At 65.6% G+C, this 23,699-nt stretch carries 20 protein-coding genes and 2 tRNA genes; 2 read left to right on the top strand and 20 right to left on the bottom strand.

Annotated features, from left to right (window positions below; genetic code table 11):
• Positions 1 to 43: 43 nt before the first annotated feature.
• On the bottom strand, positions 44 to 850 hold the full coding sequence (locus tag HH302_RS16215; protein ID WP_172203290.1) for a mechanosensitive ion channel family protein: 807 nt from the start codon (positions 848 to 850) through the stop codon (positions 44 to 46).
• A 245-nt stretch (positions 851 to 1,095) separates the two neighbouring features.
• Between HH302_RS16215 and HH302_RS16210 the strand changes: the two genes are divergently transcribed.
• On the top strand, positions 1,096 to 5,973 hold the full coding sequence (locus HH302_RS16210) for an EAL domain-containing protein (protein ID WP_172203289.1): 4,878 nt from the start codon (positions 1,096 to 1,098) through the stop codon (positions 5,971 to 5,973).
• A 45-nt stretch (positions 5,974 to 6,018) separates the two neighbouring features.
• Here HH302_RS16210 and HH302_RS16205 read toward each other — a convergent pair whose 3' ends face one another.
• The 11 genes from HH302_RS16205 to HH302_RS16155 all read right to left on the bottom strand — a co-directional run bounded on the left by HH302_RS16205 (position 6,019) and on the right by HH302_RS16155 (position 16,841).
• Positions 6,019 to 7,566: a cytochrome D1 domain-containing protein gene (locus tag HH302_RS16205; protein WP_172203288.1), complete on the bottom strand. Its 1,548-nt coding sequence runs from the start codon at positions 7,564 to 7,566 to the stop codon at positions 6,019 to 6,021.
• Positions 7,566 to 8,768, bottom strand: a complete 1,203-nt coding sequence (gene nirJ / locus HH302_RS16200) for a heme d1 biosynthesis radical SAM protein NirJ (protein ID WP_172203287.1) — start codon at positions 8,766 to 8,768, stop codon at positions 7,566 to 7,568. Before nirJ ends, HH302_RS16205 begins: the two co-directional genes overlap by 1 nt.
• A 97-nt stretch (positions 8,769 to 8,865) precedes the next feature.
• Positions 8,866 to 9,474 (bottom strand): LUD domain-containing protein, encoded by a 609-nt coding sequence (locus tag HH302_RS16195; RefSeq protein ID WP_172203286.1) that lies wholly within the window; start codon positions 9,472 to 9,474, stop codon positions 8,866 to 8,868.
• A complete protein-coding gene (locus HH302_RS16190) occupies positions 9,471 to 10,883 on the bottom strand; it encodes a LutB/LldF family L-lactate oxidation iron-sulfur protein (protein WP_172203285.1) in 1,413 nt (470 codons plus the stop codon). Before HH302_RS16190 ends, HH302_RS16195 begins: the two co-directional genes overlap by 4 nt.
• Positions 10,880 to 11,641, bottom strand: a complete 762-nt coding sequence (locus HH302_RS16185) for a (Fe-S)-binding protein (RefSeq protein WP_172203284.1) — start codon at positions 11,639 to 11,641, stop codon at positions 10,880 to 10,882. The genes HH302_RS16190 and HH302_RS16185 overlap by 4 nt, the downstream gene beginning before the upstream one ends.
• A 153-nt stretch (positions 11,642 to 11,794) precedes the next feature.
• Positions 11,795 to 12,763: a hypothetical protein gene (locus HH302_RS16180; RefSeq protein WP_172203283.1), complete on the bottom strand. Its 969-nt coding sequence runs from the start codon at positions 12,761 to 12,763 to the stop codon at positions 11,795 to 11,797.
• Positions 12,764 to 13,249: 486 nt separating this feature from the next.
• Positions 13,250 to 14,323 (bottom strand): hypothetical protein, encoded by a 1,074-nt coding sequence (locus HH302_RS16175; protein WP_172203282.1) that lies wholly within the window; start codon positions 14,321 to 14,323, stop codon positions 13,250 to 13,252.
• A gap of 73 nt (positions 14,324 to 14,396) precedes the next feature.
• Positions 14,397 to 14,960 (bottom strand): crossover junction endodeoxyribonuclease RuvC, encoded by a 564-nt coding sequence (gene ruvC / locus HH302_RS16170; protein ID WP_172203281.1) that lies wholly within the window; start codon positions 14,958 to 14,960, stop codon positions 14,397 to 14,399.
• Entirely contained in the window at positions 14,961 to 15,818 is an 858-nt protein-coding gene (locus HH302_RS16165; RefSeq protein WP_172203280.1) for a DMT family transporter, read from the bottom strand.
• Positions 15,819 to 15,825: 7 nt separating this feature from the next.
• The gene (locus HH302_RS16160; protein ID WP_172203279.1) at positions 15,826 to 16,065 is read right to left on the bottom strand and encodes a hypothetical protein; all 240 of its coding nucleotides are present in this window, start codon (positions 16,063 to 16,065) and stop codon (positions 15,826 to 15,828) included.
• Positions 16,066 to 16,115: 50 nt separating this feature from the next.
• The gene (locus tag HH302_RS16155; protein WP_172203278.1) at positions 16,116 to 16,841 is read right to left on the bottom strand and encodes a YebC/PmpR family DNA-binding transcriptional regulator; all 726 of its coding nucleotides are present in this window, start codon (positions 16,839 to 16,841) and stop codon (positions 16,116 to 16,118) included.
• Between the two features lie 159 nt (positions 16,842 to 17,000).
• Between HH302_RS16155 and HH302_RS16150 the strand changes: the two genes are divergently transcribed.
• Positions 17,001 to 18,533 carry a helicase HerA-like C-terminal domain-containing protein gene (locus tag HH302_RS16150; protein ID WP_172203277.1) on the top strand — a complete coding sequence of 511 codons (1,533 nt, stop codon included), beginning with the start codon at positions 17,001 to 17,003 and terminating at the stop codon, positions 18,531 to 18,533.
• Between the two features lie 53 nt (positions 18,534 to 18,586).
• Here the strand turns inward: HH302_RS16150 and HH302_RS16145 are convergent.
• The 8 genes from HH302_RS16145 to tolA form a co-directional block, all read right to left on the bottom strand.
• Positions 18,587 to 18,662 (bottom strand) — tRNA-Lys (locus HH302_RS16145).
• Positions 18,663 to 18,685: 23 nt separating this feature from the next.
• Positions 18,686 to 18,761, bottom strand: a tRNA-Lys gene (locus HH302_RS16140).
• A 72-nt stretch (positions 18,762 to 18,833) separates the two neighbouring features.
• Positions 18,834 to 19,520, bottom strand: a complete 687-nt coding sequence (queC, locus tag HH302_RS16135) for a 7-cyano-7-deazaguanine synthase QueC (RefSeq protein WP_172203276.1) — start codon at positions 19,518 to 19,520, stop codon at positions 18,834 to 18,836.
• Positions 19,521 to 19,562: 42 nt separating this feature from the next.
• Positions 19,563 to 20,195, bottom strand: coding sequence for a 7-carboxy-7-deazaguanine synthase QueE (gene queE, locus HH302_RS16130; RefSeq protein WP_216661947.1), 633 nt, complete (start codon positions 20,193 to 20,195; stop codon positions 19,563 to 19,565).
• A 32-nt stretch (positions 20,196 to 20,227) separates the two neighbouring features.
• Entirely contained in the window at positions 20,228 to 20,965 is a 738-nt protein-coding gene (gene ybgF, locus HH302_RS16125) for a tol-pal system protein YbgF (protein ID WP_172203274.1), read from the bottom strand.
• Between the two features lie 2 nt (positions 20,966 to 20,967).
• Complete coding sequence (pal, locus tag HH302_RS16120; RefSeq protein ID WP_172203273.1) at positions 20,968 to 21,486, bottom strand: peptidoglycan-associated lipoprotein Pal; 519 nt, start codon at positions 21,484 to 21,486, stop codon at positions 20,968 to 20,970.
• 45 nt (positions 21,487 to 21,531) lie between these two features.
• Positions 21,532 to 22,827 carry a Tol-Pal system beta propeller repeat protein TolB gene (tolB, locus tag HH302_RS16115; RefSeq protein ID WP_246479685.1) on the bottom strand — a complete coding sequence of 432 codons (1,296 nt, stop codon included), beginning with the start codon at positions 22,825 to 22,827 and terminating at the stop codon, positions 21,532 to 21,534.
• An 18-nt stretch (positions 22,828 to 22,845) separates the two neighbouring features.
• The gene (gene tolA / locus HH302_RS16110; RefSeq protein WP_253946180.1) at positions 22,846 to 23,688 is read right to left on the bottom strand and encodes a cell envelope integrity protein TolA; all 843 of its coding nucleotides are present in this window, start codon (positions 23,686 to 23,688) and stop codon (positions 22,846 to 22,848) included.
• Positions 23,689 to 23,699: the final 11 nt, after the last annotated feature.

Below are 23,699 nucleotides of genomic sequence, written 5' to 3'. Positions count from 1 at the left end.
ACAACGGCGGCCCGCGGGCCGCCGTTTCGCTGGGTGGGGCCGATCAGCCCTGGCGTACGTGGAAGTGCTGCTCCGGCACCGGGTAGCCTGCGGCGCCGCAGGTGTCGCGGATCGCCTTGTTGGTGTCGAAGTACACCTGCCAGTAATGGTCGGTATGGCAGAACGGGCGCACTGCCAAGACCGGGCCCATCGGCGTGAAATCCAGCACTTCGACGGTCGGGGCCGGCTCGGTCACCACATTTGGAATGTTCGCGAGCGCAGCCTTCAGGCGCGTGATCGCGTCGTTCACATCCACCGCGTGGTTGAGTTGGGCGGTGCGCTCGACGCGGCGATACGGGTTGGTCGAGTAGTTCTGGATCGTGTCGCCGAAGATCTTGTTGTTGCCCACGATGGTCAGCACGTTGTCTGGCGTGTTGATCGCGGAGGCGAAGAGGCCGACCTCCATCACGGTGCCTTCAACGCCGCCAACTTTCACGTAGTCGCCCACCTTGAACGGGCGCAGCACAACCAGGAAGGCGCCCGCCGCGAAGTTGGCCAGCAAGCCGGCCCAGGCTGCGCCGATCGCGATACCCATGGCGGCGACGAGGGCGGCGAACGAGGTCGTTTCAACACCGAAGTAGCCAAGGATGGCCACCACCAGCACGATGTTCAGGGCCACGCTGACGATGTTGCCGATGTAGCGCAGCAAGGTGGGGTCGACATGCTGGCGGGTCATCGCGGCGGAGATCCCCCGCACCGCAAGGCCGATCAGCCAGCGCCCGACGATCCAGACCGCGATCGCGCCAAGAATCTTGAGGCCAAAGGTCGTGAGCTGGGTGCTCACGGTATCGATGATGTTCTGAAAGTTCATCCTGCACTCCTGGGGTGGGTTGAGGCACGGCGGAAGTCGGGCGTACGGTAAGGGCCCGCACAGACAAGAATAGTCTGCGGTGGGCGAGCTTTGCAGGCTTGTCGTTCCCCGCTGGCGCGGCGGCCCGCTGACTCGCTTCAGTTCCGGGGCTGGCGGACGTTAATTCAGGTCTGGGCTAAGGGGCGTAGCAGCCGCATTTGAGCCGATGATCGCGTTACGCCGTTTCATTGGGAGTCAGGTCGGGCATGGTCGGAGAGCTCTGCGAACCGGAGGGCAGTGAGCGCGAGATCGGCGGCCTTGCCTTGCTGCGCGCCAACGCCGCGCTGGCAAGCGCCTACCTCATCGCGGGGCTGCTCAGCCTGATGCTCGCCGTGCCACCGGGCTATGCCTCGCCGCTGTTCCCGCCGGCGGGCATCGCGCTGGGCGTGGTGCTGATCTTCGGATGCCGGCTGCTGCCCGGCGTCTTCTTCGGCGCGCTGCTGGTCAATCTTGCCCACGGTTACGCGCTTTCCGCGGCGCTGCTGCCCGTCCCGGCCGGCGCGGTGGCACTGGCCGTGACCCTGCAGGCCTGGTGCGGCCGCGGGCTGGTGATGCGGCTGGTGGGCGGTTCGCTGCGGCTCGATGAGCCGCTCGACGTGATGCGCTTTCTGGGGGCAGTCATCCTGAGCTGCGCCGTCGCGGCGAGCCTGGCGTTGCCCGCGCTTTACGGCCTTGGCCGGCTTCCCATGGGCGAACTGCCTTTCTCGTGGTGGAACTGGTGGCTCGGCGATTCCCTTGGCGCGATCAGCTTTGCGCCGCTGACGCTGTTGGTTCTTGCCCGCCGTGGCGACAGCTGGCATGGCCGGCGTCTTGCTGTCGGCTTGCCGATTGCCGTGGCGCTGGTCGCGCTGGTGGTGCTTTTCCTGCAGTTCAGCGCGTGGGAGCGCAGCCGGGTTGATCGCGCACTCGAGCGCGACGCGGCCTTCATGCTGCGTGGCTTGCGCGACAGCTTGCAGTCACCCGTCGATGCATTGTTCAGCATGCGTCAGTTCATCGAGAACTCCGATGATGTGACGCGCGAGGAGTTCAGCCGTTTTGTCCGCCCATGGCTTGCGCGCGATGCCGCCGTGCTGGCGCTTGGGCGTGCCGAGATCGTTGCGGCGCGTGATCTGCCGGCCTTGGTTGCACGGCAGCGTGCGTCGGGACTGGCGGACTTCCGGATCATCGTGCGCGATGCCGCCGGGGTGCGCCGCCCCGCTCCGCCGGGCGAGGCGCGGCAGCGGCTGGTCATCACGGCGGTCGAGCCGCTTGGCGGGAACCGCGATGCCTTGGGCCTGGACGTGTTCACCGTCGATGCTTCCCGCAAAGCGTCCACGCGCGCGCTGGAGAGCGATCGCGCGGCGGCGACGCAACCCTTCCGCCTTGCTCAGCAGCGGCGGGCGGATGAACGCGGCATTGTCGTGTACCTGCCCCACGGCCGCGCTGGCGGCGATGGCAAGGTTGGCGGTGAGCCGGGAGGCGTCATCTTCGTCGCCTTCTCGCTAGATGACCTCGTTCAGCACCTGGCCGCATCCACACCACCCGGCCTGCTGGTCTGCCTGTCCGACACCAGCGACCGGGCGCCATTGCGGATTGCCGGTGCGGCCGGTTGTGAAACGCTCGACGACGGCGCATTCGTATCGCGCGCGTCGTTCAACGTCGCCGATCGATCCTGGACGCTGCGGGTTGCCGCGCAGCATGCCTACCTTGCCGCGCAGAGCGGGGTTCTGCGCTGGTGGGCGCCGCTCTTCGGGCTGGTGGGCAGCGCGCTGCTTGTCGCGTTCGTGCTCACCTCGGCGGGGCGCACCCGGCGCGTCGAAGAGCTCGTGGAGCGTCGCACCGCCGAGTTGAGCGCCGCGCAGCGCCGCTACGTCGAGCTGGTCAATTCACTCAACGGCGTGATCTGGGAAGCCGAGCGCGGGCCGCGCGGGATGCTCTTCATCAGCGAGCGGGTGGTGCCGCTGCTGGGCTACCCGGTGGCCGACTGGCAGGGGCCGGATTTCTGGCTGCAGCGCACCCACCCGGATGACCGCGAAGCGGTGAAAGCGCGCCTGTCCGAAGCAATGCAGAGCAACGAATCCGCTTTCGAGCTGGAGTTCCGAGTCCAGGCACAGGATGGGCGTTACCTGTGGCTGCAGAACATCGTCACGCGCATGCCGGAACGCGAGGGCTACAGCCTGTTGCGTGGCGTTGCGCTCGACATCACGGCGCGGCACGCGGTATCGGAACAGCTGGCGGTGAGCGAACGGCGCCTGAGGGCGATCACTTCGAGCGCGTCGGCCTATCTTTACGAAATTGATGCCGCTGGCGTGATCCGTTTCGTGAACCGCACCTACGAGGGTGTCACCGAGGCGGAGGTGCTGGGAACCCGGCTGGCTTCATGGTTCCCGCCGGCCATGCAGGGGCGCATCACGGCCAGCCTTCAGCAAGTCTGGCGCAGCGCCACCAGCTATACGCTGGAGTACGCCTTGTCGGACCCCCAAGGGCGCTCGCACGACTACCTGACCGAGCTGACGCCGGTGTTCGAAAACGGGAGGGTGTTGGCGGTGGTGCTCTCGGCGGCCGACATCACCGGCGTGAAGCGGGTCGAGGCACAACTGCGTGCGTCGGAGCGACGTTTCAGCGAGATGCTGGCGAACGTGAAGCTTGCAGCGGTGCAACTCGATCTGCAGGGGCGGGTCACTTTCTGCAACGCCTTCCTGCTTGAGTTGCTGGGCTACCGCACAGATGAGCTGGTCGGCCAGGACTGGTTCGAACATACGGTATCGGTAGCGCAGCGCGACACGGTGCGAAGGGTGTTCAGGGCGCTCCTGGCTGAAGGGCGCGGCGTCGACCAGTTCGAGAACGAGATCTGCTGCCGCGATGGCAGCGTACGCCACATCGCCTGGAACAACACCTTGCTGCGCGATGCCGATGGCGCGGTGATCGGTGTCGCCAGCATCGGGGAAGATGTGACCGCCCGCCACCAAGCCGAGGCCGAGCGCGAGCGCGCCTGGGCGCTGCTTCAGGCGGCGATCGCGCAATCGCCTGCAGGCATCGTGATTGTCGATGCGCCGAGCATGCGTCTGCGCATTGCCAACCCTGCAGCGATTCATCTGCGCGGCATGGCGCCGGGTGAGGACGAGCAGTCCGTCAGCGCGTTCATGCAAGGCTGGCAGGTGTTCAACTCCGATGGCAGCCCGTGCGCCATGGAGCACTGGCCGATCGCGCGTGCGGTGCAGGGTGAGGAGGTCACCGAGAACGCCGAGTTGATCGTGCGCGATGCCGAGGGGCGGGACCGCTGGATCACCGCCAACGCGGCACCGGTTCGCGCTGCGGACGGCAGCGTGATTGCCGGCATCGTGGTGTTCAACGACGTCACGCTGATCAAGGAGCAGCAACAGCGGCTCGCCCATCTGGCCCACTACGACGCGCTGACGCGGCTGCCGAATCGCGTGCTGCTGGCCGACCGCCTGCAGATGGCCTTGCAGCAGGCCGAGCGCTCGCAGGCGATGCTGGCGGTGGCCTATCTGGATCTGGATGGCTTCAAGGCGGTCAATGACCATCTGGGCCACGAGGCGGGTGACGTGCTGCTGGTGGATGTGGCGGGTCGGCTGCGCGGCGTGCTGCGTGGTGGCGATACCGTCGCACGCATCGGCGGCGACGAATTCGTGCTGCTGCTGCGCGACCTGGACGACTTCGGCGAATGCGAACAGGCGCTGCGGCGCGTGCTCGCTGAAGTGGCGGCGCCATATCGCCTCGAAGGCTCGGTGGTGGAAATCTCGGCGAGCATCGGTGTCACGGTGTTTCCGGCCGACGGCGCCGATCCCGACACCTTGCTGCGCCACGCGGACCAGGCCATGTATGTCGCGAAGCAGGGCGGGCGCAATCGCTATCACCTGTTCGATGCCGAACTCGACCGCCGCGCGCGCGAGGAGCGCGCACTCATCAGCCGGATCGGCGCGGCCATCGCTGCTGGCGAGCTGGTGCTGCACTTCCAGCCCCGCGTCGACCTTCGCGCTGGCAAGGTGGTTGGCGCCGAAGCGCTGGTGCGTTGGCAACATCCCGAGCGCGGACTGCTGCCGCCGTCCGCCTTCCTGCCCCAGATCGAGGACCACCCGCTGTCGATCACGCTGGGCGAGTGGGTGATCGGCGAGGCGCTGCGCTGCCTGCGTGCCTGGCAGGCAGAAGGCCTCCGCTTGCGTGTGAGCTTGAACATCGCGGCGCGCCATCTGCAGAGCGCCAACCTGGTCGGCTTCATCGAGCAAGCCTTGCTGGCGTACCCGGAGGTGTCGGCGCAGTCGCTGGAGCTGGAGATTCTCGAAACCGCGGCGATCGAAGATCTGCAGCACGTCGGCAGCGTTATCGAAGCCTGCCAGCGGCTCGGCATTGGTGCTGCGATCGACGACTTCGGCACCGGCTATTCCTCGCTCTCCTACTTCAAGCGCCTGCCGGCGGAGGTCATCAAGATCGACCAGAGTTTCATCCGCGACATGCTGCATGACCCCGAAGACCTTGCGATCGTGGAAGGGGTGATCGGCCTTTCCCGCGTGTTCCGCCGCACGGTGGTCGCCGAGGGGGTGGAGACCGAGCAGCACGGCCTGATCCTGCTCGCGCTGGGTTGCGACCAGGCACAGGGCTATGCGATCGCGCGCCCGATGCCGGCTCACGAGCTGGTCGCGTGGGCGCGCGACTATCGGCCCTTCCCGAGCTGGGGCGAGCAGGTGCCGCACCTCGCGCGCGAGGACTTTGCCCTGCTCGGCGCCGAAGTTGAGCACTACCAGTGGATGGATCGCATTCGCGCCGTGCTGGTACAGCCCGACGGCGCAGCCCACTTCCCGTATCTGGAAGTGACCGAGTGCCGACTCGGACGCTGGCTCGCGCACGAGGGCGCAACGCAGCGCGCGGGCGTGGCCAGCATACGTGCGCTGCACGACCAGTTGCATGTTCAGGCCGACACCATCGCCGCCCATCTGAACGCTGGCGAGCGGGACTTTGCGCAGCGCGAGTTCAAGCTGATGCAGGCGACACGTGACCAACTCTTCGGGCGCGTGCGTGCGTTGATTGGCATCGTCGGAGGTAGGCGGCCACCGACTGATGGCTTGTGCCTCGGTGTCGCGCGGTGATCTCCCCGTTATGCGGTGTATTTCCGCGTGCCGAGGCAGTACAGGTCAGTGACTCGTACCTTCGTCCTTCTGCGTTTTGTTCCAGACGTTGTACTTGCCGACCGGCTTGTCGGCGGGCAGGCGTTTGACTTCCTTCAGCGTCTTCGCGTCGATGATCACCAGCGCGCCGCCGTCGGTTTCGCGCTCCCAGATGCTGACCACCGCGTGGCGGCCGCTGCGGTCGAACTCGACATGGGCGGCGGTCTTGCCGGGGGCGGGCGTGATCGTGCCGGCGGGTTTGAGCGTGGCCTTGTCGATCAAGAGCATCGTGTCCTTCTTCGGGCTCATCATCGCGTCGGCCCAGGCGTAGGGCGTGCTGCTGTGGCTGCGCAGGAAGAAGCCGGGGCCGAGCGCGGGGATTTGCGCGATCTCGCGCCAGCTCTTCAGGTCAATCACCGAGATCACGCTCTCGCGCAGGTTTGGCGTGGCGAGCACGGTCGTGCCTTCATAGGCCCACGTGATGCCCGAGCCGACGTGCGGCATGCCGGCGACCGGCAGCTCGGCGACCTTAATGCGGGCGTCGAGATTAACGACCTGCGCGCGGCCACCGCTGCGCGCCGCACCGATCGCGTTGCGGTAGGGCGGGTCGAAGAAGAAGTCTTCCATCGACTCTTCGAGCGGGATGCGCCGCACGTTCAGATAGCCGGGCTTGGCGATCGCCTCGCCCATCTTGAAGTCGTGCACATAGCCGTCGTGGATCGGCTCGGCCTTCGGGTCGTAGCTGATCTCCCACAGCTCGGGGATGTCGCGCAGCGCGGCGACGAAGCTCTTGCGCGGGCCGGCGTCGTAGATCGCGGCAACGCGCGAGGGCTGATCACCTTTGAGGTTGGCGACGGCGATGGTCTTGATCGGCTTGAGGTCGGCATCCATCAGCACGATGGTGCGCGGCAGGGTGTTGGCGGCGGCGACGAATCTGCCGTCGGCGGACACGGCGACGTTGCGCGTGTTGAGGCCGACGCGGATTTCGGCGACGGTCTTGAGGTTGTAGAGGTCGTACTTCGAGACCCAGCCATCGCGCGAGGCGAAGAACACATAGCGGCCATCCGGCGTGAACTTGGGCCCGCCGTGCAGCGCGAATTTCGACGGGAAGCGCTCCAGGCGCTCGAAGCGGTCTCCATCGAGGATGCTGACCGTCGAGTTGCCGGCCTCGACGACGACGAAGAGGTTCAGCGGATCGGCCTTGAACTGAGGCGTGTCGGGCAGGCTGCCCGGTGCGAAGTGCACGACGCGCGACGCGGCGGTGTCGGCCTCGGTCCAATGCGGCGCGGGCTCCACTGGCGTGTAGAGCCAGCCCGCCAGCGCCTCGATATCAGCGGGCGCGAGGCGGTCGGCGAAGCCCTGCATCTGCGTCGCGGCGCGGCCGTCACGGATGGTCTTGATCGCCTCCGGCTTCTTCAGCCGTTCGAGGCTCTCCGGCAGCAGCGCCGGGCCCATGATGCCGAGCCGGTCGGCGCCGTGGCAGCTGGCGCAGTGCTGCTGGAACAGCGCGGCGGGGTCGGCGGCCTGCGCGAGGGCGGCGGCGCTCAGCAGCGCGGCAGCGAGCAGGTGGCGCATCAGCGGGCCTCGACGACAGGGACCGCGTTACGCACGGCGGTTGCCGGCTCCACACCGATCTCCTCATCGCTCAGGTAGCAGCCCGGGTCCTCGGCCCAGAAGTCGCCGGTCAGCTGCTGCGCGCGGGTGCGGGTGTTGCCGTTGCAGATCGCCATGTAGGCGCAGGCGCCGCAGCGGCCGGTGACCGGACGCGGGTGCTGCTTGAGGCCGGCCATCAGCGGGTCGGACGTGTCGGCCCAGATCTCGCCGAAGGCGCGATCCTTCACGTTGCCGAGCGGGTGGTGCCACCACATCGTGTCCGGATGCACGACGCCAAGGTTGTCGATGTTCGCGACATTCACGCCCGACGCGTTGCCGCCCCAGCGCACCAGTCGCTCGGCGACGATCGCATGGTGTTGCGGGAAGTGGCGATGCACCCACTGCAGCAGGAACACGCCGTCGGCATCGTTGTTGCCGGTGACGTATTCGCGGGTGCCGCCGGCCAAAGCGTCGGTCAAGGCCCGCGCAAACAAGGTCACCATCGCGCGCCGCGTCGTCGCGTGCTGCGCATCCGTCTTGCGGTTCTTGTTGCCGCGGCCGGCGTAGTTCAGGTGCGAGAAGTAGAACTTGTCGATCCCCTCGCGCTCGCACAGATCGAGCAGCGGTTCGAAATCGTGCGCGTTGCCCTCGGTCATCGTGTAGCGAGCGCCGACCTTCACGCCCCGCGCGTGAAGCAGGCGGATTGCGGCGAGCGAGGCGTCGAACGCGCCCTCCTTGCGGCGGAAGTGGTCGTGCGTCGCGCCGATGCCGTCGAGGCTGATGCCCACATAGTCGAAGCCCTGTGCCGCGACGCGCTCGGCAAGGGCTGCGTCGATCAGCGTGCCGTTGGTCGACAGCCCGACATAGAAGCCCATCGCCTTCGCGCGGTCGGCGATCGGCCAGATGTCCGGCCGCAGCAGCGGCTCACCGCCGGAGAGGATCAGCACCCGCACGCCTGCGGCGTGAAGATCGTCCATCGTGCGGAACACCTCTTCGGTGCTCAGCTCGTTGGGGAAGTCGGTATCGGCCGAGATCGAGTAGCAGTGCCGGCAGGTGAGATTGCAGCGGCGGATCAGGTTCCAGATCACCACCGGGCCGCTGGGCTGTCCGGCGCGAGTACGCGGCGGGGCCTCGCCGCGTTCGAGCGCGGCGATCAATTGCATGTACTGGCTGATGCGAAACATACCGCCGGCTCCCCCTGTCGTTCGATGCAGGTTAGGCGGCGGCCCCCGGGCCAGCCTTGACTGCCATCAACGGCGCAAACGCGATGGGTGTGGGCCGTCAGCCGACCAGCACGATGTGAACTGCGCGCGGCCCGTGCGCACCGATCTGTATCGTCTGCTCGACATCGCCAGTGCGCGAGGGTCCGGCGATCAGGTTCAGTGCGCGGGGTATTGCGCCGCGCTCGCGCAGGCGGGCCCAGACCGCTTCCTGATTCGCGACGAGGTCGGCGATGCGCAGCGCGATCACATGGAATTCCGGCACATAGTTGTGCGTGATCGGCGATTCCGGGCCACTGCACATCACCAAGGTGCCGCTTTCGGCAATGCCGGCGAATGCGAGCGATACGGCGGCGATGGTGTCCTTTGCGGCGGCATCGCTTCTGCGCGCGAGCGTTGCCGGCCATGCAAGCTCAGCAAGCGGCGCCGCCATCCACAAGGTAGTGAGCGGCGTGCGCGATTCCAGCCACGCCAGTGCGCGCATTGGCAGCTCATCCAGTGTTGCGATCCGCTCATGCGTGCAGGCGTGGAAGGCGGCGCGTTCGAGGAAGCGCGGCAAAGATGCGGGTTCGTTTGGCGCCGGGTGGTGCCAGACCGGTGCTGGCTGCTCGACGCGCGTTGCGCCCTTGAGCGATGCGCGAATGCTGGCGAATACGGCGTCCCGGCTCATGCCTCACCTCGTTGCTTGCGCCACTGTTCGAGGAAGGTCTCACCCGCCGGCGCTGGCAGATCGCGGCCTTGCGTCCAGGCCTTCGCGCCGGGCAGGGCGCGGATTCGGCCGGCACGGCCGGCGCGTGCCCGCAGCAGCCGGCTGCCGAAGCGCTCCAGCGCGTGGTAGAGGCCAGGTTGGCGCGCGACCCAGCCCCAGGCGGCCAGCAGCGTGCGCTGCCGCGCCGGCATCAGGCCCACCTTCACCTGCTCGCTGCGCAGCGTGCGGATCAGCTCGGTGAGCGGAATCTTCACCGGGCACACGCTCTGGCAGCGGCCGTTGAGCGTGCAGGCGTTGGGCAGGTCGTAGTGCTCGGCCATGCCGTTGAACAGCGGCGTCAGGATTGCGCCCATCGGCCCCGGATAAACCCAACCGTAGGCGTGCCCCCCGATGGCGCTGTACACCGGGCAATGGTTCATGCAAGCACCGCAGCGGATACAGCGCAGCATGTCGCGGAACTTGCCGCCCAGCATCTTCGAGCGGCCGTTGTCGACCAGTACGACGTGGTATTCCTGCGGCCCGTCCGGGTCGCCCGCGCGCCGCGGGCCGGTCGAGATCGTGGTGTAGCACTCGGTGTCCTGCCCGGTCGCGCTGCGCGCGAGAATGCGCAGGAACACCGAGAGATCGTCCAGCGTCGGCAGCACGCGCTCGATGCCGGAGGTGACGATATGCACCCGCGCGAGCGTCTGCGACAGGTCGCCATTGCCCTCGTTGGTGACGATGACGCTGCTCCCGGTTTCGGCGATCAGGAAGTTGCCGCCTGTGATGCCGACGTCGGCCCGGAAGAACTTCTCGCGCAGCACATGGCGCGCTTCATTCACCAGCCCGGCGACGGATTCTTCGCGCGGCCGACCGGGGTGGTGCGCCTCGAACAGATCCGCCACCTGCTCGCGCGTCTTGTGGATTGCCGGCGCGATGATGTGGGAGGGCGGTTCCTGCGCGAGCTGGATGATGTACTCGCCCAGATCGGTCTCGACGACCTCGTAGCCCGCCGCTTCCAGTGCCGGGTTCAGCGCAATCTCCTCGCTGACCATCGACTTGCCCTTGCAGATCGTCTTCGCGTTGGCGTCGCGGCAGATGCCGAGGATGATCTCGCGCGCCTCGGCCGCATCACTGGCGAAATGCACCTTGCCGCCAGCGGCCTCTACCGCGGCGGCGTAGCGTTCCAGCCAGACGTCCAGTTCGCCGAGCACCGCATTCTTGATCTGCGCCGCACGCTCGCGCAGCGCCTCGAAGTCCGCAAGCTCGGCTACTGCGCTGGCACGCTTGGCGACGAACAGTGGCTTGAAGTTGCCGAGTGCCTTCTGCAGCGAGGCGTCCTTCAGTGCGAGCGCCGCGCGCGATTCGAAGCTGCCGGCGGCGGGATTCATCGCGGCTCCTCGTCCCCGATCGCGGGGCCATCTGCGCGGCCGGCGAGCACCTCGGCGGTATGCAGCACGCGGATGCGCGATCCCTTGCGCTTGAGCCGCCCGGCGATGTTCAGCAAGCAGCCCAGATCGCCGCCCAGCAGGGTGTCCGCGCCGGTCGCTTCCAGCGAGCGGATCTTGTCGTCCACCATCTTTTCCGAAATCGCCGGGTACTTCACGCAGAAGCTGCCGCCGAAACCGCAGCACACCTCCGCGTCGTCCATCTCCAGCAGCGACAGGCCCTTCACCTTGCCCAACAGCGAACGGGGCTGCGATTTCACGCCCAGCTCTCGCAGGCCGCTGCAGGAATCGTGGTAGCTCGCGCGGCCGGGATAGGCACTATCGACATTCACCTTAAGCTCATCCGCAAGAAAGCTCAGCAGCTCGTGTGACTTGCCCGCCAGCGCCAGTGCGCGGGGCGCCCAGTCCGGGTCGGACGCGAACATCTCGGGGTATTTGCGCAGCGTGCCGATGCAGGAACCCGAGGCCGCGACGACGTAGTCGAAGCCCTCGAACTGTTCGATTACCTGACGCGCCAGCGCGCGAGCAGTCTCGTCATTACCCGCCGACCAGGCCGGCTGGCCGCAGCAGGTCTGCGCCATCGGCACCGATACCTTGCAGCCCGCGCGTTCGAGCAATGCGACCGCCGAGAAGCCGATGTTCGGGCGGAAGACGTTCATCAGGCAGGTGGCGAACAAACCGACCCGCGGCGATTCGGACATGCAAGGCCCCTCAGGAAGCGTCGACGTGGGTCGATGCTAGGCCGCTGCCGCGCGGGCCTCAAGCGAAACCGTAGCGGCGAAGATAAAGCGGCATCGCCATAAACAAAACCGCCCCGGCGATGCGGGGCGGCAGGGCTGCTGTGTCGGTGATCGTCAGAGCTTGTCGAGCTCGCTGAGCTTTACTTGTTTGGTCGTATCCACGCCGCCGTCGCCGTTTGCATCCAGATCCAGCTGGGCCGCGTCACCCCCCAGGTAGGTCAGCCATAGCGTGCTCTTGCCGGTGCTGGTGCGGATGCGTCCGGCGCTCGGGTAAAGGTCGCTCCGGCTGGTGTAGTACACCGCTTGTTCGGACACGACCGAGACGCTGCCGCTGTACGCGCTGTGCTGAATGCCGAGTTGTTCAGAGAACGTCAGACTCGCGCTTGCGCCATTGCGCACGGCGGCGATGGTCGCAGAGGGGATCGAGACGCTCGCGTCACCGGCCGTACCGCCCGACGTCGCGACGAGCATGTTGCTCATGGTCATTGTCGCCGTGGCGTAGGTGGTTGAACTCTGGATCAGACTGAGTGTGGCGTTGCCGTTCATGCTGATGCGCTCGGTGCCATACACGCCAACCAAGTTGTGGATACCGAGCGACATGCCCATCGCGCCGGTGCCGGCAAGGAAGTCGCCCGACGCAGCGGTGATCGACAAGTCATAGATGCCGTTGAAGCTGGCGCCGTCTTCGGTGCAGTTTGCGAAGCTCAGGCGGGCCGAGTCGCCCGCAGTCAATGCCAGGTTGTTATCGGCGTCGTTGAGGCTGACCGCAACACTGCCGCCGCCGGTGCAGGGTCGGCTGGCGTCGTACACCTGTGCGGCAACCTTGGGCGCGAGCCCGATGACGCGTTCGGCCACCCGCACCCGCGCCAATGCTGGCGAGCCGGTCACGAAGGAGTCGGAGAGATCCGCCAGTGATGCACCGGCATCGACGGTATTGACGACAACCGCCGCGGTCGTCTCCATGTTGGCTGCGGTAATTTCCTGTGACACCGGTGGCGTCGACGAACTGCCGCCACCACCGCCGCCGCAGGCCGAAAGCAGCAAGGCGCTGGCTGAGATGAGGTACGGGCGTGATGAAGTCATTGGGAACCCCCGATGGGTGAAGCGATCACACCTACAGCTTAGGCCGCACGTTGCGCCGATTTCGGTGCGGGTCCGCTGCGCAATGCGATTCGTCAAATCAGGGCTGGATGCGTCGCAGACTCGCCCGTGCAATAACTTGGCCGGGCGGAGTTTGGTCTGTTGGCGGTGGCGCCGAGCTGGCGATTGGTGTGCGCTTGGCGGATCGCATGGGGGCGCATCCACGGCGCCTCATTGCGGAAGGCTCTCGCGTAGAGAGACAGCGGGAAAATTGAGGCTGCCGTAGCGCGCTCATTGCAGCTCATCGTTGCCGATTGCCGGGCCGCTCGCGCCCCGCGATATTCATCGGGTCGGCGCGCCTCCCGGACCTGCGGTGTTTCGTGCGGCATTGTCCGACCCGCCGTGAACGGCCTCTAGTTCAGGCGGGCTGGGGCGAGGCCTAAAGGGAATGCGTGGCGCCGCCGCATGGATACCGCGGCGCCACGACGATCACAACAGCGGCTTGAGCGAATCGATCGTGACGTTGTGCGTCGTGTCGATCGAACCGTTGCCGTCGGTATCGAGCGAGATGTTCGCGACGCCGTTGGTCACATTCACATCCATGATTGCAGGCTTGCCGTCGATGGTGACCCGGACGGCGCCCGACGTGATGTTGCCGTTTGCGTCGAATACCAGCGGAGAGGTCGTGCGTGTGACGACCGAGCCGGCGATCGGGCGCGTGACCCCAACACCCGTGAAGTGGAACTTGCTCGAGAAGTCGAGGCTGGATGCGCCAGACAGCAAATCGGTCATGGTGGCCGTGTAGCTGTCATGCTGGAGCGCGAGCCATTGATCGCCCACTCCCAGCGTATGAATCGGCGTTCCGCGCATGGTAGTGGTTGTAACCCCTTGTGCGCTGACCAGGTCGACGCTAAGTGAGCCGCCTATGTAGTCGTTACGCCCGCCGATTACGGTGTTGAAGTTATAGATAACCTCGAGCTTCGCCGAAGTCACGCTGCCATTCGATTGGGTCAGCGAGACTACAGTCAAATCCATGCTGCCTTGCAGGGTTGTATCGCCTTCTTGGCAGGCGACGGCCTGAAACCGGAAGGGCTCGCCCGGGTCTGCAACCTTATTCGAATTGATATCGATCACCGAGATGGACGTCTTGCCTCCGCCGCTACAGCTTTGTTCGTCGATCGGTGGAAGGGTCGATGGCGGAGGGGGGGGCGACATGGCCAGTGTTGGCGGCGTGGAGCGCGCCGCGGTGGGCACGGCGCCTGCGGTGACCGTTGCGAGCGCTGGGAGGAGTTTCTGCACCGCGATTCCGAGCGGCGTCGATGACGTCGCGCTCGTCGTCAATGGAATCGACCCAAGGTTGGCGCCATAGCCAGCGGTGTTGGCACTGAACAGGGCCGCACTGGTAATGGTATCCATGTTGCTGGCTGTAATCTCGGTCGCGGCGGCCGGCTGCTCCGGTGGCGGGGGCGGAGGCTCGGTATCGCCACCTCCGCCGCATGCACTGAGCATTGCGCACAAGGTCGCACCGCCAAACAGGCGACGAATAAGGAATGCTTGGTTCATTCTGTGAAACTCCGTGACTGAATATGCAGGCGCGATCGTGACACAGGACGGCTGTTGCCAAGCGTGAGTCTTGTCACCTGCGCGGCTTCGCGCCCGGCGGCAGCACGCGCCCTCCGCGGCGACGGCCGCCTGCTGGCGTGGCAATGCCGAAGCCGTGCCCGGTATGCGCATGGCAAATCGCGCACGCCAAAGCATCGGCCGCGTCCGACTGTGGCACGCCGCCGAGGGTGAGCAGGCGTACCACCATGTGCGACACCTGATCCTTCGTGGCACGCCCCTGGCCGACGACGGCCTTCTTGATCTGCATCGTGCCGTATTCCGCCACCGGCAGGCCGGCGGTCGTCATCGCTGCAATCGCGGCGCCGCGTGCTTGGCCCAGCAACAGCGTCGACCACGGATTCTTGTTGAGGAAGACTTCTTCGATCGCTGCCTGGTGCGGGGCGTACTTGGCGATCACTTCACGGATGCTGTCGAACACCACGCCAAGGCGCTGCGGCAGTGGCTCGCGCTCGTTGGTGCGGATACAGCCGCTGGCGACATAGCTGAGTTTTGACCCGCGCTTGTCGATCACGCCAAAGCCGGTGCTCTGCAAGCCCGGGTCGATGCCGAGGATACGGATCGCTTCGATCGACTCCATTCAGCGCCCCTTTGCGAGCCACACGCCGGTGACCGCCGCGGCCATGCCGGCGAGCGCGAGGCCGGTGAGCGTTTCGCCGAATATCGCCCATGCGAGCAGCGCGGTCGTTGGCGGCGTCAGATAGAACAGCCGCGCCACGTTAACTGCGCTGCCGCGGCGGATCAGCAGGTTCAGCAGCGTGATCGCACCGATCGACAGCACCAGAACGAGCCAGCCGAGCGCGAAGACAAAGGCGCCATGCCACTGCACATGCATCGACTCCGTGGCGAGCGCGACTGGCAAGGTCACCAGCGCGCTGGCGCCGAACTGCACGACGGCGCCAGTGCGCAGATCGAAGTGCGGGCAGAAGCGCTTCTGATACAGCGTACCGAGCGTAATGCCCAGCAGGGCTGCGAGCGCGGGCAGGATCATGCCGCCCAGCGTGGCCAGTTCAACACTGCCGGTCTTGTGTGCGACCACCATCGCTACGCCGGCGAAGCCAAGCGCGAGGCCGGCCCACTGCCGCCTGCTCACGTGCTCGCCGAGCAACAGGCCGGCAACAAGCGCCGTCAGCAGGGGCTGTATGCCAACCACCAGGGCCGTGATACCCGCCGGCAGGCCATGGTGGATCGCGGTGAATACACCCCCAAGGTAGAGCGCATGGACCAACAGCCCGCTTACGCCGATATGCGCGATCTGGCGCGCGTCACGTGGCCACGGCGCGCGGGTGGCGAAGGCAAGCAGCGACAGCAGCGCAATCACCAGCAGGTAGCGCAGCAGCAGAAAGGTCAGGGGCTCGGCGTAGGGCAGGCCGAGCTTGGCGCCGATGAAGCCGCTGCTCCACAGCAGCACGAAGAGCAGCGGGGTCAGGCGTGCCATGCGGCGATCAGCTCGGCTGTCCGCGCTCGCGCGCCATGCGTCGGGCAACGCTGACGATCAGATGTGCCTGGCTCGCGTCGAGCTCGGGCATGCGGTCGCGTAGCGTGCGATAGGCAAGCATGTCCTGCGAACGGCCGGCCCATTGGTTCGAGGGGTCGAAGAACGGCGCGATCAGCGCGTAAGCGGCGTCGACCTTGGCGCGCAGTGCGCTGTCCGTACGCCGTTCAATCACCGGGGCATTGCTCATCCGGAAGCTCCGGGTTTGCCGGGCGCAGGGTGCGCCCGGCTGGGGGTGAATCACTCGTCGATTGCGGCCGAGGTGTAGACCTCTTGCACATCGTCCAGCGAGTCGAGTGCGTCGAGCAGCTTCTGCATGCGTTCGCCTTCGTCGCCTGCGAGCACCGTTTCATTCAGCGCCTTCATCGTGACTTCGCCGAACTCTGCCTTGAAGCCGGCTGCTTCCAGCGCTTCCTTCACGGCCGAGAATTCCCACGGACCGGTCACGACTTCGATCGAGCCGTCGTCGTTCGTCACAACGTCTTCCGCGCCCGCTTCAAGCGCGGCATCCATCAGCGCGTCTTCGCTGGTGCCCGGTGCGAACAGCAGGGTGCCGCAGTGCTTGAACTGGAACGCCACGCAGCCGTCGGTGCCCATGTTTCCGCCGTACTTCGAGAAGGCATGGCGCACGTCCGCCACGGTGCGAACCTTGTTGTCGGTGAGGCAATCGACCATCACCGCCGCGCCGCCGATGCCGTAGCCCTCGTAGCGGCATTCTTCATACGTGACGCCTTCAAGCTGGCCGGTGCCGCGCTTGATCGCGTTCTCGATGTTGTCCTTGGGCATCGACTCGGCCTTCGCCTTGTCGACGGCCAGCCGCAAACGCGGGTTGGCCGTAAGGTCGCCGCCGCCCATCTTGGCCGCGACCGTAATTTCCTTGATCAGTTTGGTGAACACCTTGCCCCGCTTGGCGTCCTGACGGCCCTTGCGGTGCTGGATGTTGGCCCATTTCGAGTGACCCGCCATGATCCAGATTTCCGGTTAATCGCAAAGCCGGTAATTCTACACCGCAGGCCAGGGTGGCGCGGCCGGTGCGGCTTGCGCTGCATCATGGCGGGCTGGCGGAGAGGCCCACTGCTCGTGCTACGCTCGCGGCCAAATCCTCGCAGCCCTCCGGAGTCCGCCATGACCGAACCGCTCGTCATTGCCCGCGTCGACCAGCAGGACATCGCCCTGCTGCCCCAGCTTGCCAACCGCCACGGCCTGATCACTGGCGCCACGGGTACCGGCAAGACGGTGACCCTGCAGAAGCTCGCCGAATCTTTCTCGCGCATCGGTGTACCGGTGTTCATGGCCGATGTGAAGGGGGATCTCTCCGGCCTTGGCGCAGCCGGCACTGAAACGCCCAAGCTCAAGGCGCGCGCCGAGCAGTTGGGTATTGATTTGCCAGCCTTCGAGGCCTGCCCGACCTTGTTCTGGGATGTCTTTGGCGCCGCCGGGCATCCGGTGCGGGCAACGATTTCGGACATGGGCCCGCTGTTGCTTGCGCGCCTGCTGAACCTCAACGACACGCAAGCCGGCGTGCTGCAGCTGGTCTTCAAGATTGCCGACGACAACGGCCTGCTGTTGCTCGACATGAAAGACCTGCGCGCGATGGTTCAGCACGTCGGCGATAACGCGAAACAATTCACCACCGAGTACGGCAACGTCTCCGCGGCGTCGATCGGCGCGATCCAGCGCGGTCTGCTGTCGATCGAGCAGGAGGGGGCGGACAAGTTCTTTGGCGAGCCGATGCTCGACATCGCCGACCTGATGCAGACCGATCAAAAGGGCCACGGCGTCATCAACATCCTGGCGGCAGACAAGCTGTATGGCTCGCCGCGGCTGTATTCCACCTTCCTGCTGTGGATGCTGGCCGAGCTGTTCGAGCATCTGCCGGAAGTGGGCGACCTCGATAAACCGAAGCTGGTGTTCTTCTTCGATGAGGCGCATCTGCTGTTCAACGAGGCGCCGCCTGCTCTGCTGGAGAAGATCGAACAGGTGGTGCGCCTGATTCGCTCCAAGGGCGTGGGCGTCTATTTCGTGACGCAGAACCCGCTCGACATTCCCGATACGGTGCTGGGCCAGCTTGGCAACCGCGTGCAGCATGCGCTGCGCGCCTTCACGCCGCGCGACCAGAAAGCGGTACAGACAGCGGCGCAGACGCTGCGCGCGAATCCGAAGTTCGACGCTGCAACTGCAATCACCGAATTGGGTGTTGGCGAGGCGCTGGTGTCATTCCTCGACGACAAGGGGCGTCCAGCGGTGGTCGAGCGCGCGTTCATCACCGCGCCGGGTACGCGCATCGGCCCGCTGACCGCCGCCGAGCGTGATGCGGTGATCAAAGGTTCGCTACTGTACGGCCACTACGAAGAAGTCCTCGATCGTGAATCCGCCTATGAGCGTCTGCGTGGCGCCCCGGCTGGCGGCAATGGGGCAGGCAAGCCCGCGATTGGCACGCAGGCACCGGGCCAAGCGCCCGCCGAAGGCGGCGGACTCGGCAGCGTGCTGAGTGGGATTCTGTTCGGTACAACCGGCCCGCGTGGCGCGCAGCACGATGGTTTGGTGCAGACCGCAGCGAAGAGCGTCGCCCGCACGCTAGGCAGCCAGGTTGGCCGCGAAATCGTCCGTGGGGTGCTCGGGTCAATTCTGGGCGGCTCGTCTTCACGCCGCCGCTGACGACAAGCGTCAACGAAAAAGCCCAGTCCGAAGACTGGGCTTTTTCTTGTATCTGGTGGGGGCACAAGGACTTGAACCTTGGACCTACGGATTAAGAGTCCGCTGCTCTACCAACTGAGCTATACCCCCAAAGGGTCTTGCATTGTTCGGACTGGTGGGTCGGGCGAGACTCGAACTCGCGACCAACGGATTAAAAGTCCGCTGCTCTACCGACTGAGCTACCGACCCAGGCCAAACAGAGCAAATAATTATAGGTCCCGGACTTTCGCCTGTCAACACCGCCGACAGCGCCGGCGGAAATCAGCGTGACGGGCGGTAACGGGTCGGGTCCGAGATTCCTGCCGCCTCGAAACCGGCACGGCGCAGCCTGCAGGCGTCACACTTACCGCAGGCGCGGCCCTCGTCGTCGGCCTGGTAGCACGATACGGTGATGCCGTAATCGACGCCGAGCGCCACGCCGCGCTGCACGATCTGAGCCTTCGAGAATTCGATGAGCGGGGCGTGGATGTGCATGCGCGCGCCCTCAACGCCGACCTTGGTGGCGAGATTGGCCATCGCTTCGAAGGCGGCGATGAACTCCGGGCGACAGTCGGGGTAGCCGGAGTAATCGACAGCGTTCACGCCGACGTAAATGTCGTTGGCGCCGAGCACTTCGGCCCAGCCGAGCGCGAGCGACAACATCACGGTGTTGCGGGCCGGCACGTAGGTGACCGGTATGCCGGCTTCGATGCCGCCGGTGGGTACGGCGATAGCTGCATCGGTGAGCGCCGAGCCGCCGAATTGGCCGAGGTCGACCTGCGCGGTGCGGTGTTCGCGCGCGCCCAGTGCGGCGGCGACGCGTGTCGCGGCCTGCAGCTCGGCGGCGTGCCGTTGGCCGTATGAGACGGATAGCGCATACGGGACGAAGCCCTCTGCGCGAGCAATGGCGAGGCAGGTTGCCGAGTCGAGTCCGCCAGAAAGCAGGACGACGGCGCGTCGTTCGGTCATGGTCGTTCCTTGATGCATTGTGTGCGTCTTGAGCCGTAGGGCTCAGCGTCCGGGCTGGTTGCCCCAGATCACCTTGTGCAGTTGTACCTGCATGCGAACGGGGAGCTGATCGCGCAGTACCCATTCGGCCAGCTGTGCCGGCGACAAGGCACCCTGGACCGGCGACAGCAACACCGTGCAGCGCTCGGTCAGCTTATGGCTGGCGATTTGCTCTCGCGCCCAGAGGTAATCGGTTTCGTCGGCGAGGACGATTTTCACTTCATCGTCGGATCGCAGCAGCGGGATGTTCGCGAAGAGGTTTCGCGCGACCTCACCGGATCCTGGCGCCTTCAAATCCATGATGCGCGACACACGCGGGTCGACCGCGCCAATATCGAGCGCGCCCGAGGTTTCCAGCGACACCGAGTAGCCTGCGTCGCACAGGGCGGTCAGCAACGGCAGGCAGGCTTTCTGGGCAAGCGGTTCGCCACCGGTGACGCATACCGTGCGGGTGCCGTGGCGCGCGGTCTCGGCGAGGATCGCGTCGATCGTGTACCACTCGCCGCCGGTAAAGGAGTAGGTCGTGTCGCACCACACGCAGCGCAGTGGGCAGCCGGTCAGGCGGATGAAGACGGTTGGCAAGCCGACGCGGGTGGATTCACCCTGCAGCGAAAAGAAGATTTCGGTCAGGCGCAATCGTGTTGCGCCGACCGACGATACGGGGCTGCTCACTTCTTGCCCAGGCGCTGCTTCGCGGTTTGTGCGGCAGGGCTGGACGGGTACTTCGATACGATCTTCTCGAGCGATGCGCGTGCGCCCTTCTTGTCACCGAGCTCCGTCTGGCAGTTCGACAGGCCAAGCAAGGCGTCCGGTGCGCGAGCGTCATCGGGCCAACTTTCGGCGGTCTTGCCGTAGTAGCGCGCGGCTTCGGCGACTTCACGTTGCTGGTAGAGCGCGGAAGCGGCCCAGAAGTTGGCACTGGGCAGGAAGCTGCTCTTCGGGTAGGCCTTGGTGAAGGCAATGAAGGCTGCTGCTGCGTCTTTGTTCTTGCCCGCCTTGACCAGATTCAACGCGGCTTCGTAGTCGCGTGTTTCGTTGGCCGGGTCGGCGGCAGGGGTAGCCGGTGCCGACTGCGAGGCGTCAGGTGCGACCGCAGCGGTCTCGAACTTGCGCAGTCGCGTGTCGAGGTCGACATAGAAATCGCGCTGACGTTTCTGCGCCTGATCCAGATCGTTCGTCAGCACTTCCATCTGGCCTCGCAGCTTTGCGAGTTCCTGCTTCAGTGCTTCGATCTGGTTGGCCAGTTCGATCTGACCACGGGCCGAGGCTTCGAGCGTTCCCAGCCGGTTTTCATGATCGATCCGCACGCTTTCGATCTGCTTGCGCGCGACGTCGTCGTCAAAAAGCCCGGCGCGGGCCGGAAGGGCAACCGCGCCGAGCAGCATTGCGAGCGCAATGCCGCGCATTATCAGTACTCGCCCGAGTACAGCACGTCTGCGCGACGGTTTTGCTCCCACGAAGCTTCGTCATGGCCGGTAGCCTTCGGCTTCTCTTCGCCGAGCGACACTGCTTCCATCTGAGCATCCTTAGCGCCGAGCAGGCCCATCGCCTTCTTGACGGCTTCCGCACGCTTCTGGCCGAGCGCGAGGTTGTATTCACGCGAGCCACGCTCGTCGGCGTTACCCTGGATCAGGACCTTCAGCTGCGGGTTCGAAACCAGGAACTTGGCGTGCGCTTCGATCATCGGCTGATAGATCACGCGGATGTCGTACTTGTCGAAGTCAAAGTAGACGTTGCGGTGCGACAGGATGTTGTTCGGATCCTTGAGCGCAGCCAGCGGGTCAACCTTGACCGGTTCGGCCGGCTTGGTGACTTCGGCCGGCTTGGTCGGCTTGGTGTCGGCGACCGGCGCGGTGGTCTCGGTCGGGGCGGTGCTACAAGCGGCGAGAGCAGCTGCGAGCAGGGAGGGGAGAAGCAGGTTACGCATGATGTGAAGCTCCTGTGTTATTCAAAAATTTAGTGCCCATGCCACTCATTTTGGCAGCGGGCCCCACGCGGGTTCCCGGACATCGCCGGAGAAACCCGAGAGGCGCTGCTTGACGCGCCCGTCGGCGGACACCGCAGACAGAACGCCGCGCCCGCCGACCTCGGTGGCATAGAGGATCAGACGGCCATTTGGCGCGAAACTCGGCGACTCGTCCTTGTCCGAGTCGGTAATGATCTGAACCTGCTGCGAGGCCAGATCCATCAATGCGATACGGAAGCGGCCTTCGCTGCGTGTCAGGTAGGCGAGCGTCTTGCCGTCCGGCGATACATGCGGGCTGACGTTGTAGCTGCCATCGAAAGTCACGCGTGCCGCTTCGCCGCCGCTCGCCGGAATCCGGTAAACCTGCGGCGAACCGCCCCGATCCGACGTGAAATAGAGGAATTGACCGTCCGGCGAGTAGTGCGGTTCCGTGTCGATGCCGTTCGATTGCGTCAGGCGCCGCAGCCCGCTGCCATCGGTGCGCAATTCGTAAATCTGCGACAAGCCGTCCTTGGTCAGCACCACCGCCAGGCGGCTACCGTCGGGGGCCCAGGCCGGCGCCGAGTTCGAACCCTTGAAGTTCGAGAGCACCGTGCGTTGCCGCGTCGCCAGGGTATGGATGTAGATGACGGGCTTCTTGGTCTGGAAGGACACATAGGCCAGACGCGTACCATCAGGCGACCAGGCCGGCGAAATGATCGGGTCGTCCGAGACCAGCGCGGCGTTGGCGTTCTGGCCGTCGGCATCGGCGATCTGCAGCTGATACTGGCGACCGTTCTTGACGACGTAGGCAATCCGCGTTGAAAAAACGCCCGGCTCGCCGAGCAGTTTTTCGTAGACCCAGTCCGCAATGCGATGAGCTGCGTAGCGGAACTGTTCGGTCAGGATCGTCAGTTCGAGCCCGCCCAGATCGCTCGCCTTGGTCGTGTCGAACAGGCGGAAGCGCACGGCCAGCCGGCCATCGGCCATGCGCGTGACGCTGCCCGCCACAAAGGCGTCGGCGCCACGGTATTTCCAGTTTCCGAAATCGATCTTGGCGGTTTCGCCCACCGGCTGCGGGCCGGTTTCGACGATGCGGAAGAGCCCGCAGCGCTCAAGGTCGGCACGCACTACATCCGAGATCGAGCGCGGCAGCAGGCCTTCGCCATCGAACGCGGCGACTGCGATCGGAAACTGCCTTGCGCCGGCACCGGTAATCTCGATGCGCAGCTGCGCGTGTGCCGGAACTGCCGCAAGACCGGCGACAGCGGCGCCGGTGTGGAGGAAGTCACGTCGGGAGAGCATCTTGCGATTATAAGTCATTGCAGGCCTTCGGGATTCCTACTGCTGGAGCGGGCGGAAGGTGGGTTCAATGATTCGCTCAAACACTTCTCGCTTTTCAGGGAGAGGTAGCGGACTGGATTTGCGAATCGCGCGTTCGATTGCGTCATCCAGAACCTTGTTGCCGCTGGATCGCGACAAAGTCACGCTAAGCACTTCCCCGGTAGGGAGTAGTTCAATGGAAAAGACCGCAGACGGATTTCCCGTTAGCCCGGGGGGTAGAACAATATTGCCTCGCACCTTGCTGCGAATCTTGTCACCCCAGTCGTCGCGTGCGCGATCGGATTTGGCGCCGGACAGGCGTGCCATCTCTTCCTTCAGTGCGCGATCCTGCTGAGCCTTGGCGGCTTCACGGGCGGCCTTTGCCTGCACCGCGCGGGATTCGGCTTCCGCTGCGGCGCGCAGATCCGGCTGCGCTTCGCGTTTGTCGGCCTTCGTTTTGGGTTCTGGTTTGGGTTCAGGCTTTGGCTTGGGCTCAGGCTTGGGTTCCGGCTTAGGCTCGGGTTTCTTCTCTGGCTTCTTTTCGGGCTTGGGCGTTGGCAGCGCGATATCCGGCTTGGCGACGGGTTTGGGTGCTTCGGCTTCCACCTTGGGCTCGGGCTTCGGGGGTGGCGTCGGCGCGGTTTCGCGCGGCGCTGGCGGCGGGGGAGGTGGCGGTTCCGTGGCAACGCTCGGCGTGTTGGCACGCACCAGTGCAACCTCGAAGGATTCCGGCGCCTTACGCTGCCAGTTCACGCCCCAGAAAAGGATGCCAAGGAGCACCAGATGGACCAGCGCGGCCATGCCCGCCGAGAGCCATTTGCCGGGCTCCTCGGGCGTTCGCAGCGCGGGGTTGAACTCCATGCCGGGCGGTC

It is taken from the genome of Niveibacterium sp. COAC-50 (assembly GCF_013184235.1).
Classification (GTDB): domain Bacteria; phylum Pseudomonadota; class Gammaproteobacteria; order Burkholderiales; family Rhodocyclaceae; genus Niveibacterium; species Niveibacterium microcysteis.
This window is presented reverse-complemented; position numbering and strand designations above follow the sequence as displayed.

Coding starts and splice junctions, on each gene's coding strand:
- HH302_RS16165 (WP_172203280.1), bottom strand. CDS start 15,818: ATGGCACGCCTGACCCCGCTGCTCTTCGTGCTGCTGTGGAGCAGCGGC.
- nirJ (WP_172203287.1), bottom strand. CDS start 8,768: ATGTTTCGCATCAGCCAGTACATGCAATTGATCGCCGCGCTCGAACGC.
- HH302_RS16215 (WP_172203290.1), bottom strand. CDS start 850: ATGAACTTTCAGAACATCATCGATACCGTGAGCACCCAGCTCACGACC.
- HH302_RS16160 (WP_172203279.1), bottom strand. CDS start 16,065: ATGAGCAATGCCCCGGTGATTGAACGGCGTACGGACAGCGCACTGCGC.
- tolA (WP_253946180.1), bottom strand. CDS start 23,688: ATGGAGTTCAACCCCGCGCTGCGAACGCCCGAGGAGCCCGGCAAATGG.
- HH302_RS16155 (WP_172203278.1), bottom strand. CDS start 16,841: ATGGCGGGTCACTCGAAATGGGCCAACATCCAGCACCGCAAGGGCCGT.
- HH302_RS16195 (WP_172203286.1), bottom strand. CDS start 9,474: ATGAGCCGGGACGCCGTATTCGCCAGCATTCGCGCATCGCTCAAGGGC.
- ruvC (WP_172203281.1), bottom strand. CDS start 14,960: ATGGAGTCGATCGAAGCGATCCGTATCCTCGGCATCGACCCGGGCTTG.
- HH302_RS16205 (WP_172203288.1), bottom strand. CDS start 7,566: ATGCGCCACCTGCTCGCTGCCGCGCTGCTGAGCGCCGCCGCCCTCGCG.
- HH302_RS16150 (WP_172203277.1), top strand. CDS start 17,001: ATGACCGAACCGCTCGTCATTGCCCGCGTCGACCAGCAGGACATCGCC.
- HH302_RS16190 (WP_172203285.1), bottom strand. CDS start 10,883: ATGAATCCCGCCGCCGGCAGCTTCGAATCGCGCGCGGCGCTCGCACTG.
- HH302_RS16185 (WP_172203284.1), bottom strand. CDS start 11,641: ATGTCCGAATCGCCGCGGGTCGGTTTGTTCGCCACCTGCCTGATGAAC.
- ybgF (WP_172203274.1), bottom strand. CDS start 20,965: ATGCGCGGCATTGCGCTCGCAATGCTGCTCGGCGCGGTTGCCCTTCCG.
- queC (WP_172203276.1), bottom strand. CDS start 19,520: ATGACCGAACGACGCGCCGTCGTCCTGCTTTCTGGCGGACTCGACTCG.
- HH302_RS16175 (WP_172203282.1), bottom strand. CDS start 14,323: ATGAACCAAGCATTCCTTATTCGTCGCCTGTTTGGCGGTGCGACCTTG.
- HH302_RS16210 (WP_172203289.1), top strand. CDS start 1,096: ATGGTCGGAGAGCTCTGCGAACCGGAGGGCAGTGAGCGCGAGATCGGC.
- HH302_RS16180 (WP_172203283.1), bottom strand. CDS start 12,763: ATGACTTCATCACGCCCGTACCTCATCTCAGCCAGCGCCTTGCTGCTT.
- tolB (WP_246479685.1), bottom strand. CDS start 22,827: ATGACTTATAATCGCAAGATGCTCTCCCGACGTGACTTCCTCCACACC.
- pal (WP_172203273.1), bottom strand. CDS start 21,486: ATGCGTAACCTGCTTCTCCCCTCCCTGCTCGCAGCTGCTCTCGCCGCT.